Below are 11,153 nucleotides of genomic sequence, written 5' to 3'. Positions count from 1 at the left end.
CTGGCCACCCGCCACGAGCTCGCCTACTGCCGGAAGAGAATGGGCGTTGATGAATCGACCGATTGATGAGCAAGATCGATTAGCGGAGGTTCGCGACCGGATCGACGGCGGATCATGCTCGTAAAACGGTGTCAGAAAGTCGGCGTGCTCAAGAACTCGGACCTTGCCGTTTTTTGTACGATCTCGCGGGTGCAGACAGCTCCCGACGACGACACCGCCGATCTCCTCACCCCTGTCCCCGCCGTACGGACCGGCGCCCTCGTGGGGTACGCCCGCGTATCGACGAAAGGCCAGTTGCTCGACCGGCAGATCCACGCACTCACCGAAGCGGGCTGCATCCGGATCTTCGCCGACAAGAAGTCAGGCAAGAACGCCGAGCGCAAGGAACTATGGAAGACGCTCGACTATCTCCGCGAAGGAGACACCCTCGTCGTGCCGTCCCTGGACCGGCTCAGTCGCTCGATCCAGGACCTCATCGCCATCGTCTCCGGCCTGCGCAAGCGCGGCATCGGTTTCACCTCGCTCCACGAGGCGCTCGACACCACCACACCGGGCGGGCGCCTGGTCTTCCACGTCTTCGCCGCCCTCGCGGAGTTCATCCGCGAACTCATCGTGCAGGGCACCAACGAGGGACTGGACGCCACCCGCGCCCGCGGCGCCCGTCTGGGCCGTCCGCCGGCCATGACCGGGGAACAGGTGCGTCACGCCCGGGATCTGCTTACCCGCCCGGGGAACACCGTCACATCCATCGCGAAGCTCCTGGGCGTCAGCAGGAACACGATCTACAACTACGTACCCGAGCTGAAGGGCGGGCGGGTCGCGCTCGCCGAGGCGACAGCCGCAGCCGAACTGCCCCGACCTGCGAAGTCAGCGGAGTAGACCAGCCGTTTGCGGCTGGTGACAGCGTTCTTACTGGCACCCGATGTTCGGACGTGAGGGCGCCCGACCCCGCTGGGCGCGGCCTTCGCCGAGTACGGGCGCATCGCCAAGTCCGAGCACCTGCTGGGTGTCGTCGACCCGGTCGACGACACCTACCGGCGGCAGATGAACCGGCAGCTCACTGTGCGGAGTCCCGCCGCAAGCTGGCCCGGGACGTGTGCCACGGCAAGCGCGGCACCATTCACCAAGCGTACCGGGACGGCATGGAGGACCAGCTCGGCGCGCTCGGCCTGGTCCTCATCGCCATCGTGCTCTGGACCACGAAGTACATCGACGCTGCCGTCGCCCAGCTCCAAGCCGAGGGCCATGAGATCCGCGAGGAGGACATCGCCCGGCTCTCCCCGCTCAAGCACCGCGACCTCAACCTGCTCGGCCGGATGGGACGGTGCAGCTCGGGCCACCGCCGCTATTCCTTCTTGCTAAGTACCGGTAGTCAGCGTTACCGTGTACCAGTACTCAACGGCGCTAACTAGCGCGGGAAGGAGGTATTCCATGGCCAAGCTGCTCAGCGAGATGCTCAAGGGGACGCTCGAAGGCGTCATCCTCGCGTCCCTGTCCGGCCGGCCCGCCTACGGCTACGAGATCACTACGCGGTTGCGGGAGCAGGGGTTCTCCGACCTCGCCGAAGGGACCATTTACGCGCTGCTGCTGCGGATGGAGAAGCGCGGTCTCGTCGACGTGGAGAAGGTCCCCTCGGAGAAGGGGCCGCCACGCAAGGTGCACTCCCTCAATGCCGAGGGGCGCAAGTACCTCGAAGAGTTCTGGGAGACCTGGAACTTCCTCACACAGCGGCTGGAACAGCTACGCGAAGGAGACAAGTGACCATGTCCGACACCGAGAAGAGCGGCATCATCGCGAAGATGATCGGGCCCAAGAAGCGCTGGAGGGCCTACAAGGCGCGTGTCGCGGAACTCCCCGAGAACTATCGGGCCGCGGTCGAGGCGATCGAGCGGCACCTGATGCACTTCGTCCCCACCGACGGCGACGCCAACGCGTCGATGTTCGAAGATCTCGCGGATCTGTTTGAGCAGGCCGCGGTCAACGGGACGCCGATCCGAGAGGTCGTCGGCCAGGACCCGACGGAGTTCGTCAAGGAGTTCGCCGAGAACTACTCGGACGGTGGCTACGTCCCCGCCCGTGCCCGCCAGCAGCTGACCGACAGCATCGAGCGCGCGACCGGCGAACAGGCCGGAACGGAAGGCTAGACGCCCTGACGGCGGCCAGGCGCAACGCGTCCAGGGCCGCCCCTTCCCTCCGCTGCGGTGCTGCGCGGCCACCGGACATGCCCGGCAGGCCGCCCCTCGCCACCCGTCCGGGGCTGCATATGAGCCAGCAACTGTCATGAACGGCTCAATGACTGCTGCCCGTGCGGCTGCACGCCAGCCACCCCGGATCCACCCAGGTACAGCCCATGAGCGCCACGCCGTGACGCTCACGCAAGAGCGACACCTACTTGAGGACATTCATGATGACCAAGAACAACAACGGCTTCTCCGAGGCCGGACTGGGCAAGCTCCGTGAGGTACTGGCACGTCACGTGGAATCCAACAAGATTCCCGGGCTCGTCGCCCTGGTCAGCCGCGGCGAGGAAACCCACGTCGAAGCGCTCGGAACGATGCGCCATGACAGCAGCGAACCGATGCGCCGGGACACCATCTTCCGCATGGCCTCGACCACCAAACCGGTCGCGGTCGCCGCGACCATGGTGCTGCTGGACGACTGCCGACTGCGACTTGACGACCCCATCGATCGATGGCTCCCTGAACTCGCCGACCGGCAGGTCCTCAAGCGGCCCGACAGCCCGCTGGGCGACACCGTCCCGGCACGACGCCCGATCTCTGTGCGGGACCTGCTCACCTCCACCAGCGGGCTCGGGCTGGACATGACAGCCATGGGCTCCCCGATGATGAGCGCCTACTTCGAGCGCAAGGTCTACGGCGAGAACGGATGGCTGCTGCCGGCAGTCGAGCCCGATGAGTGGATACGCCGTCTGGGCACCCTTCCGCTGATGTACCAGCCCGGCGAGCGGTGGCTGTACAACGTCAGCGACGACCTGCTCGGAGTGCTCGTGGCCCGCGTCACGGGACAGCCCTTCGAGACGTTCCTGCGGACACGCATCTTCGACCCGCTGGGCATGAAGGACACCGCATTCCACGTCCCCGCCGACAAGATCGACCGGCTGCCGCCGCTGTACGCGCCCGACCCTCAGACCGGCGAGTTCACCATCGAAGACCCGGCCGAGGGCGGACGGCACAGCACGCCCCCGGCCTTTCCGTCCAGCGGCGGCGGACTCGACTCCACCGCCGACGACTACCACGCCTACTTCCGCATGCTGCTCAACCACGGCAAGCACGGCACCGAACGCATCCTGTCCCGGCCTGCCGTCGAGCTGATGACCACCAACCGCCTCACCCCCGAGCAGGCGGCCGCCCGGGAGACCTGGGCCCGCAACGTCGTCCACCTCTCGCACGGCCAGGGACAGCACGGCGGCTGGGGCTTCGGGATGGCGGTGCGCACCTACCGCGGCGACTACGCGCCCGTCGGCCAGTTCGGCTGGGACGGCGGCGCCGGCACCACCACCTACGCCGACCCGCACAACCAGCTCGTCGGCATCCTGCTCACCCAGACCGGGATGTCCACACCGGACTCGGCACGGCTCATCCACGACTTCTGGACCACCCTCTACCAGGCCATCGAAGACTGATCCGCCACTCACCGGGTCGGCCTGACGAACCTCACAGGTCGCCCACCCGTCCCGCCTGTCGTCAACGATCGAATGACGACAGGCGCGACGGAGGTCCAATGGACCGGGGGATCCAGGGGCCTGACGGCAGCTCAGGTCCAATCGGATCCGATGACGGCTGAAGACAGGGTTTGATGACAGTCCGGGTCCGATGCGCCGACAGAAGCGGGGAAGAGCGTGGCCAAGCTGGTCTACAAGCGGGTGTCGACCGACCAGCAGTCGACCGCCCGGCAGAACCTCGTCCTGGACGAGGCCGGGATCGAGGACCCGGTCGTCTTCGAGGAGGACCCGGGTACCTCCAGCCGCCTCCACCCGCTCCAGCGGCCGAAGTTCCGCGCGCTCCTCGCCTACGCACGGCCCGGCGACACCGTGCACATCTCCGAGATGTTCCGCCTCGTGCGCGGCACCGGGCACATCCTCGACGTGCTCGACGTCCTGCACCGCGACCGCCTCGCCCTGCGCATCCACGACGGAGCGTTCTCCGCGATGGACCTCACCGCCCGCCACCCGCGCACCGGTGAGCTGCTGTCCACCGTGAAGTTCATGGTGCAGACCCTCGCCGCCGCCGGCGAACTCCAGCGCGACCTTCAGCGCGAGCTGACCTACGACGGACTGCGGGCCGCCAAGGCCAAGGGCAGCAAGGACGGACGCCGCCCCGCTGTGGCGGCCGCGAAGACCGAGACGCGCGGCCAGGGCTACACCCTGCGGGTCACCGCCGTCCCGGCCGTACGAGAACCGCGTCAGCACGCTCGCGCAGATCGGACCATGATCGTTCTCAGCGCCAACCGCTGTACCGATGTTCCCCGAGGCCGGAGAACTCCGGCGCCGATCCGGTCGGACCGGAATCTGAGGAACCTCCGTGTCAGACCGTGCGCCAAGCGTCTGGCGGCGCCCGCGTAGTCACTCGTCGTCGGTCGCGTGCTTGTCGCGCAGCGCTCGACCAGCACGCGGCGGAATTGCTCCCAGGCGTCCGCCGGGTGCGAGACGGGCCACAGGTCCCGCACGTACGGGCGCAGAGTTGGCCCACGGGATCCGGAGGCCCGTCAGGCCGTGACGAGTTCGTCCGCGAGGAACTCGTCCACGAACTTCCGTGCCCGACGGTCGAAATCGGTGTACTGCGCCTCCCGCTCGGCGCCGGCGACCGCATCGCCGACCAGCAGATTGCCCTCGGCGTCGATGCGCTGCGGCCGCTCTTCCGCGTCCAGGAGCAGGCCTACGGTTGAGCGGGAGAAGCCGCAGTAATAGGCGATGCCGTCGCTCAGGTTGGCCTCTAGAACGGACTGCATCGACTCCGCGATGGGGTCGTCGGAGGTGGCACCGGCCAGGGCCAGCCACAGCATGCGCTTGCCCGCCAGGCGGGGCTTGCTGCGGCCGTAGGCGAACCCGTAATTCCATACGCGGTCGATCCATCCCTTGAGGAGGGCGGGCACGCTCTGCCAGTACACCGGGAAGACGGCGACGACGACGTCGGCGTCGAGGATCCGCCGCATGTGAGCGTGCGTCTCGTCCGAGTACGGCTTCTCCCGGTTGCCCCAGTCCGGCTGGTCCTCCGCGTTCATCCGCGGGTCGAACCCCTCGGCGTGCAGGTCGAGCAGGTCGGTGCGGTATCCGGCGGCCTCGAGCTGGGCAGCCGCGCGGCGGGCGGTGTGGGCAGTGAGGGAATCACTGCGGTGGTGCGCGAACACCACGAGGGCTGTCCTTCTGTCACTGCTGTGCTGCGGCACGGTGTCTCCCGAGGGCTCGATCTGGTGCAGTGAGTCCAGTACAACCGCGGCACCGTAGATGATCCATGGGAGAAACTCTCCAGGACATAGGAGATCGTCTACGATTGCGCTGTGGATCCTCTGAGTTCACTGCTGAGCGGCATCCGGGCCGAGGGCTCGGTCGTCAGCCATGCCGTCCTGACGGCGCCCTGGAGCATCACCTTCGCCGACGCAGCTCCGCTCACCATGGTCAGCGTGCTGCGCGGCGGCGGCACGCTGCTGCTGTCCGACGGCACCGAGCGGGCGATCGGCGCGGGCGACACGGCCATCGTCCGGGGCCCCGCACGGTTCCACCTCGCGGACGAGCCTGCCACTGTCCACCGCCCCCACACCGCGTACGAGATCAACTGCTTCACCGCGGACGCCGCGTGCACCGGCCAGGAACTCGAGGGCATCCACTGGGGCACCGGCCCGGAGGGAGCGACCGCGCTGATCGTGGGCGCCTACCGCGCCTCGGGGCACCGCCACGAACGGCTCCTGCGCGCCCTGCCGCCCGTCCTGGTCGTCGCCGAGGACGCCGAGGTCTGCGCCTGGCTGGAGAACTCAGCCGCCGACGCCGCCCGGCTCTCCGCCGGTTCGCAGGCGCTGATGGACCGGCTTCTCGACTGGGCTCTGGTCTGCACGCTGCGCACCTGGTTCGACCGGGCGGGCGCCGACGCGCCCGGCTGGTACCGCGGCCTCGCCGACCCGGTCCTCGCCCCCGCCCTGCACGCCTTCCACGGGCGGCCCGCCGAGAGCTGGACGGTCGCGTCGCTGGCCGCTCAGGCCGGCGTCTCCCGGGCACTGTTCGCCCGGCGCTTCACCGAGCTGATGGGCCACCCGCCCCTCACCTACCTCACCGCGTGCCGCATGGACGACGCCGAAGCACTCCTGGCCGACACCGACCTCAGCATCGCCCAGATCGCCAAGAGCGTCGGCTACGCCGACGCCTTCGGCTTCAGCACCGCCTTCAAACGCCACAAGGGCCTCAGTCCGAGTACGTTCCGCACGACGGCGGCGTGAGTCACGGAACGCGACCGCAGAGAAACGGGCCGGGCGGCAGGGCCTGCTTCTCCTACCAGGCGAGCCACCGGTCACCAACCGGCGGAAGGTTCGGTCCCCGGCGCCGAGGCGGCCGCGTTGCTCGTCCCAAGCTTCGCGACCTCGCGCCAGGCTGTGCTCGACAGCGCCCACTTCTGGCCCCTCTCGCTCCGCGCAGCGGCAGTACCCGTACGTTACGGGCTGCCGGGCGGTGCGCCTCCTGATGTCGCCAGGCTGAACGCGTCCTGGTCGATGACGCGTTCGTCGCCGTAGAACTTGCCCAGCAGACTGCCGCTGTGACGGGACAGCGGTGGCGGCGGACGGCACCCACATGGACACCTACCTTGACGACCTGCTCTCCGAGACGAGCGTCCGGTACGGCAAGCCGGGCGGGATCGCCTACCACCACGTCTCGGACACGTACATCGCGCTGTTCACGCACTTCATCCCGTGCGGGGTGTGGGAAGCCGTGTACATCATCGAGGGCCTGCTGAAAAACACAGCAAGGTGCAGCCGACCACGGTGTACGCGATACGCAGGGCCAGAGCCTCCCCGTCTTTGCGCTCGCCCACCTCCTGGGCTTTGACCTGATGCCCAGGATCAGGAACTGGAAGGAACTGACCTTTTGCCGGCCTTCCAAGCAGACGGAGTACGTGCACATCGACGCACTGTTCGGCGAACCGGGCAAGCACGTCATCGACTTCGACCTGATCGAGTCCCAGTTCCGCCGCCTGATGCGCGTGGCCGTCTCCGTACGCGAGGGCACCATCTCCTCCTCCACGCTGCTCAAGCGCCTGCGGTCGGGGTCGAGAAGAACGTCACTTACGCCGCCTTCCGCGAGGTCGGCCGCGTGATCCGCACCGTCCAGCTCCTGCGCTACCTCTCGGGCGCGCCGCTGCGCCGGCGGGTGACGGCGGCGACCAACAAGGTGGAGTCGTTCAACCGGTTCTCCCAGTGGATCGGCTTCGGCAACTGCGGCGTCACCGCCGACAACGATCCCATCGAGCAGGAGAAGGCGATGAAGTTCAACGCGTTGCTCACGAACACGGTCTCCTCTGAACTTCACTTCTGGGTGCTGAAGTTCAGCCTGATCGTGGTCATGGCAGCAGTTGGCGTGTCTCGATCCAGGGAAGAAGCGGATCGCGCGTCGGGCCGGGTTGCAGGTGGCCGATGAGCCACTCCAGGTGGGCTGTCAGGTTCTTGTGCCGCCGCAGCTCGCGGATCTGTTGGATGGGAAGCTCGCGCCACTTGGTAGCGAGGGTCGCCGCTTCTGATGGCGACATCGCCAGGGCGGCGAGCGTGTCGACGCCCAATGCCTCTGGACTCCAGTCGGAGTTCTCGTCCTCGGGGCCCAGGTGTTCGATCACCCACGTTCGCAGCATGAAGTCCTGCTGGAGTTCGCGCGCTGATCCCTCTGCGCCGTCGCCGAGCATTCGTCGGTTCGCCAGCAGCGACAGCTCAGCCCAGTGCCGACGCATTTCGCGGGGCTGGCTTGAGTCGTAGGCGTGTTGCTGGGCAACAACGCGAACCGATTCGAGCTGCGACCAGTCGTGAGCGTCCGAAGTGAGCGCCTGGAGACGTTCGATTGGCCAAGTGCTCAGATCACGCCCTGGTTCCCTTTGATCTGAATCGGTGCTCACTGGCTGTCGCTCCTGGTCGTGGGGATGCCGAGACCGACGACGGTTCGTTGCTGGGAACGCCGGTCGATCTGGGCGAGCTTATCCTCGGCGCCGGCGAGGCTGACCTTGAGTCCTTCGACCTCGCCGAGCCAGCCCTCGCGCTCGGCCTCGGCGATGCGGGCGAGGAGGTTGTCGCGGATCTCGGCGAGTCGGTGTCGCTGGGCGGGGTCGGGCCAGAGCATCGGGCAGCGCACGCAGGCATGCTCGTGGATGCAGGGGGTGCCGAAGGCACGGTCGCATGCGCCGATGGAGACTTTGCGCCGCTCGAAGTGGCCGAGAAACTCCTGCCATTCACCATCGGTGGGGACGCGGTACTCCTCGCTCGGGCGAAGGGATCGACGACGGGCGAGGAAGGCCATATGCGCCTGGATCGCTTCTTCCGGATAGACAGCCTTGTAACCGAGGGTGACGTTGATGTCCTGGTGGCCTGCGATGACCTGGGCGATGTGCGGTGGCAGTCCGTTGAGGATGGCGTCAGTGATGAACAGGCGGCGGAAGTCGTGCGGTGTGTAGCGCAGTGGGTCGCCGATGGTATCGGTCAGGCCCGTGGGGATGAGGGCTTGGTCCAGCATGGTGCGGACGGTCTCGTCGGTGAATTGCGCGGTCCTCGCGGGAGATGCGTCGTTGAAACAGCAACGGGGCCGGCGCCTGCCACTCGCATTCGCGGCGGTCGTAGGAACGGACCAGGGGAACGGCCCCGGAGCTGTCTCGGGCTCGGCAGATGATCGCGCTCAGGACGTCGGCGAGCTCGGGGCTGACCAGCAGCAGCCGCTCGGTGTCCGTCTTCGACGGGACGATCTGAAGGAGGGGGACGAGTTCACCAGTGGTGGGCAGCCGGTATTGGACCTCGACTGGTTGTCCGGCTGGGTCGATGAGCCGGTAGGGATCCCACGGATCATCCACGGCCACCAGCTCTCCGACCAGGGGAACGGACAGGGCTGGCAGGTCTCTCGAAACCTCCATGGCCCACTCAACGACGCCTCCACCACAAGGTCACTGACCTGCGGAAACTTCGCGAGTAGTTCAGTCAACAGGTCATCGTCCACAACGCCCTGGACATCGCGGAGATCGTGCAGCAGCTCCTGGAGGAGGGCTGGGAGATCGCCCCGGAGGACCTGGCGCACATCTCGCCGTATCTGACCGAGCACATCAACCGGTTTGGCGAGTACTCCACACACCAACTCGGCATCCAGCCCGACGCGTACGACCCGAAACTCGACGTCGACTTCACCCCGCTGCGCGACCAGGACCTGACCGCCGCCGGACTCGGCCAGGCCGCTTGAGCCGACCGCGAACCTTCTTGTGCGGGCACTGGTCGTACAGTCGAAGCGGCGCCCGAAGCCACCTCTGATGGCTTCGGGTCCGGTCACCTTTCTGAGGCCCGTCCGCCGATGGTCAGGGATTCTGCGCGCCACCCCGTTCGGCCGTTCCGTCATTGCCCGGTGCCTGAGACAGCATGCCGTCCATGGTCAGTGCCACGAGCCGGTCCGCTTGCTCGGGGTGCATGTGCTCGCGGGTCCAGGCGGCGGCGTTCATCAGGGCGAAGATGTCGGCGCCGGTCACGTTACGGCGGAGGGCTCCGGCTGCTCTGGCGTTGACGATCAACTGGTCACTGATGTCGGTCATGCGCACGCATGAGGCATGGAGTTCGGACTCTTGGTCGTCCAGGCCGTCGGCTAGCACGGCGGCTAGCCCCTGGTAGGCGGCAGCGTGCTCGACCACCGCATTCACCCAGCGAATGAGGGCTTGCGTGGGCGCGGGACTGGTGAGCAGTTCCTGCCCGTGCTCGAAGAGGGCCTGATTGCGTTCGCGCAGCAGGGAGCCGATGAGAGTGCGGCGGTTGGGGAAGTGGCCGTACAGCGTGCCGATCGCGACGCCGGCTTGCCGGGCGATGCTCTCCAGGGGCGCGTCTGTGCCCTCTTGGCGGAAGGCCGCGTCAGCCTCGGCCAGCAGTCGATCCTTGTTGCGCCGCGCGTCGGCACGCGGTCGGCGGCGCGGGGGCTCGGCCATCTTCTCTCCGCTCCTTGTTAATTCGAGGCACTCTCATGTTAGCTTTTTTCGAGGGCCCCTCAGATTAGCTGTCTCGGGGCGCCGCATCCATGGAGGAGACTCACGTGATCTTGGTGACGGGAGCCACCGGCTCCATCGGCAGGTCTTTGGTGCACCGATTACGTCAGGACGGCGCGGCGTTCCGCGCGCTCGTCCGCGACGAGGCCAAGGGGCGGACGCTGGGCTGCGACTTCGTTGTCGGGGACTTCGACGACCCGGACTCGATCGCCGCGGCGCACGAAGGCGTGGACCGGCTGTTCCTCAACAGCGCCGGCGCCCAACCGCTGGACGGTGAACAGCCCATGATCCGCCAGCAGAAGAGCGTGATCGACGCGGCGCGCGGGGCCGGGGTCACGCAGGTGGTGAAGGTGTCGGTCTGGCACGCTCGCCAGGGGGCGAAGCTTTCCCAGGGCGCGCACTGGGAGATCGAGGAGTACCTGAAGACCTCCGGCCTTGCCTGGTCGCTGCTGCGGCCCGCCGGTTTCATGCAGAACTTCATCGCACCGGGAGCGTTCGCTCCTGACGGAAACTTGATCAGCTTTTACGGCAGCACTCCCGTCGCGCACATCGACTGCCACGACATCGCCGCCTGCGCGTCCGTCCTGCTGGCAGGGCAACGAGGCGAAGGGGAGACCTTCGTCCTCACTGGTCCTGAGGCACTCGCCGAAGCAGAGATCGCTGACAAGATGTCGTCTGCGCTGGGACAGGCCGTGGGCCGGACGGAACTGCCCCCCGACGCTCTGGCCGACGCCATGACCTCCCAGGGCCTGCCGCGCCGGTTCGCCGAGGATCTCGCCTTCCTGGCCAAGGAAGTCGCCGCCGGATCCCAGGCCACAACCTCGACCTCGGTCCGCGATATCACCGGCCGGTCATCGCGCACGTTCGACGACTTTCTGGCCGCCAATCTGCAGCCCTTGCGGGCCGTTGCCATCCCACCGACACCCTGAACGCCCCGGTCAG

At 67.4% G+C, this 11,153-nt stretch carries 13 protein-coding genes and 2 pseudogenes; 11 read left to right on the top strand and 4 right to left on the bottom strand.

Annotated features, from left to right (window positions below; all coding sequences use genetic code 11):
• Nucleotides 1–189: 189 nt before the first annotated feature.
• From ACIP63_RS34670 to ACIP63_RS34645, 6 genes and pseudogenes are all read left to right on the top strand, one after another.
• Complete coding sequence (locus tag ACIP63_RS34670; RefSeq protein ID WP_401523957.1) at nucleotides 190–879, top strand: recombinase family protein; 690 nt, start codon at nucleotides 190–192, stop codon at nucleotides 877–879.
• Between the two features lie 57 nt (nucleotides 880–936).
• Nucleotides 937–1,412: pseudogene (locus ACIP63_RS34665) on the top strand (Tn3 family transposase); the annotation flags it as partial.
• 19 nt (nucleotides 1,413–1,431) lie between these two features.
• Nucleotides 1,432–1,761 (top strand): PadR family transcriptional regulator, encoded by a 330-nt coding sequence (locus ACIP63_RS34660; RefSeq protein ID WP_401523954.1) that lies wholly within the window; start codon nucleotides 1,432–1,434, stop codon nucleotides 1,759–1,761.
• Between the two features lie 2 nt (nucleotides 1,762–1,763).
• Nucleotides 1,764–2,144 carry a DUF1048 domain-containing protein gene (locus ACIP63_RS34655; RefSeq protein ID WP_401523951.1) on the top strand — a complete coding sequence of 127 codons (381 nt, stop codon included), beginning with the start codon at nucleotides 1,764–1,766 and terminating at the stop codon, nucleotides 2,142–2,144.
• A 263-nt stretch (nucleotides 2,145–2,407) separates the two neighbouring features.
• On the top strand, nucleotides 2,408–3,643 hold the full coding sequence (locus ACIP63_RS34650; RefSeq protein ID WP_401523948.1) for a serine hydrolase domain-containing protein: 1,236 nt from the start codon (nucleotides 2,408–2,410) through the stop codon (nucleotides 3,641–3,643).
• Nucleotides 3,644–3,859: 216 nt separating this feature from the next.
• Entirely contained in the window at nucleotides 3,860–4,582 is a 723-nt protein-coding gene (locus ACIP63_RS34645; protein ID WP_401523946.1) for a recombinase family protein, read from the top strand.
• Between the two features lie 143 nt (nucleotides 4,583–4,725).
• Here ACIP63_RS34645 and ACIP63_RS34640 read toward each other — a convergent pair whose 3' ends face one another.
• Nucleotides 4,726–5,370 carry an NAD(P)H oxidoreductase gene (locus tag ACIP63_RS34640; protein ID WP_401523943.1) on the bottom strand — a complete coding sequence of 215 codons (645 nt, stop codon included), beginning with the start codon at nucleotides 5,368–5,370 and terminating at the stop codon, nucleotides 4,726–4,728.
• Between the two features lie 147 nt (nucleotides 5,371–5,517).
• Between ACIP63_RS34640 and ACIP63_RS34635 the strand changes: the two genes are divergently transcribed.
• The 3 genes and pseudogenes from ACIP63_RS34635 to ACIP63_RS34625 all read left to right on the top strand — a co-directional run bounded on the left by ACIP63_RS34635 (nucleotide 5,518) and on the right by ACIP63_RS34625 (nucleotide 7,639).
• Nucleotides 5,518–6,447 carry an AraC family transcriptional regulator gene (locus tag ACIP63_RS34635; RefSeq protein ID WP_401523940.1) on the top strand — a complete coding sequence of 310 codons (930 nt, stop codon included), beginning with the start codon at nucleotides 5,518–5,520 and terminating at the stop codon, nucleotides 6,445–6,447.
• A gap of 328 nt (nucleotides 6,448–6,775) precedes the next feature.
• Nucleotides 6,776–7,051 carry a Tn3 family transposase gene (locus ACIP63_RS34630; RefSeq protein WP_401523937.1) on the top strand — a complete coding sequence of 92 codons (276 nt, stop codon included), beginning with the start codon at nucleotides 6,776–6,778 and terminating at the stop codon, nucleotides 7,049–7,051.
• Nucleotides 7,041–7,639 (top strand): annotated as a pseudogene (locus ACIP63_RS34625) (Tn3 family transposase). The gene ACIP63_RS34630 and the pseudogene ACIP63_RS34625 overlap by 11 nt, the downstream one beginning before the upstream one ends.
• Here the strand turns inward: ACIP63_RS34625 and ACIP63_RS34620 are convergent.
• Together ACIP63_RS34620 and ACIP63_RS34615 are read right to left on the bottom strand one after the other, a co-directional pair.
• Nucleotides 7,563–8,105 (bottom strand): hypothetical protein, encoded by a 543-nt coding sequence (locus ACIP63_RS34620; RefSeq protein WP_401523934.1) that lies wholly within the window; start codon nucleotides 8,103–8,105, stop codon nucleotides 7,563–7,565. The pseudogene ACIP63_RS34625 and the gene ACIP63_RS34620 overlap by 77 nt on opposite strands.
• A complete protein-coding gene (locus tag ACIP63_RS34615; protein WP_401523931.1) occupies nucleotides 8,102–8,716 on the bottom strand; it encodes a site-specific integrase in 615 nt (204 codons plus the stop codon). Before ACIP63_RS34615 ends, ACIP63_RS34620 begins: the two co-directional genes overlap by 4 nt.
• Nucleotides 8,717–9,181: 465 nt before the next feature.
• On the opposite strand from ACIP63_RS34615, the gene ACIP63_RS34610 reads away from it, so the two are divergent.
• Nucleotides 9,182–9,427 (top strand): Tn3 family transposase, encoded by a 246-nt coding sequence (locus ACIP63_RS34610; RefSeq protein ID WP_401524162.1) that lies wholly within the window; start codon nucleotides 9,182–9,184, stop codon nucleotides 9,425–9,427.
• 112 nt (nucleotides 9,428–9,539) lie between these two features.
• Here ACIP63_RS34610 and ACIP63_RS34605 read toward each other — a convergent pair whose 3' ends face one another.
• Entirely contained in the window at nucleotides 9,540–10,154 is a 615-nt protein-coding gene (locus ACIP63_RS34605) for a TetR/AcrR family transcriptional regulator (protein ID WP_401523928.1), read from the bottom strand.
• Between the two features lie 104 nt (nucleotides 10,155–10,258).
• On the opposite strand from ACIP63_RS34605, the gene ACIP63_RS34600 reads away from it, so the two are divergent.
• Nucleotides 10,259–11,140, top strand: coding sequence for an NmrA family NAD(P)-binding protein (locus ACIP63_RS34600; protein WP_401523925.1), 882 nt, complete (start codon nucleotides 10,259–10,261; stop codon nucleotides 11,138–11,140).
• Nucleotides 11,141–11,153: the final 13 nt, after the last annotated feature.

The organism is Streptomyces sp. NPDC088746 (assembly GCF_044751065.1).
GTDB lineage: Bacteria > Actinomycetota > Actinomycetes > Streptomycetales > Streptomycetaceae > Streptomyces.
Note: the sequence above shows the minus strand (reverse complement) of the source record. Positions and strands in the feature narration are given on the sequence as shown.

Coding starts and splice junctions, on each gene's coding strand:
- ACIP63_RS34660 (WP_401523954.1), top strand. CDS start 1,432: ATGGCCAAGCTGCTCAGCGAGATGCTCAAGGGGACGCTCGAAGGCGTC.
- ACIP63_RS34655 (WP_401523951.1), top strand. CDS start 1,764: ATGTCCGACACCGAGAAGAGCGGCATCATCGCGAAGATGATCGGGCCC.
- ACIP63_RS34650 (WP_401523948.1), top strand. CDS start 2,408: ATGACCAAGAACAACAACGGCTTCTCCGAGGCCGGACTGGGCAAGCTC.
- ACIP63_RS34615 (WP_401523931.1), bottom strand. CDS start 8,716: ATGCTGGACCAAGCCCTCATCCCCACGGGCCTGACCGATACCATCGGC.
- ACIP63_RS34605 (WP_401523928.1), bottom strand. CDS start 10,154: ATGGCCGAGCCCCCGCGCCGCCGACCGCGTGCCGACGCGCGGCGCAAC.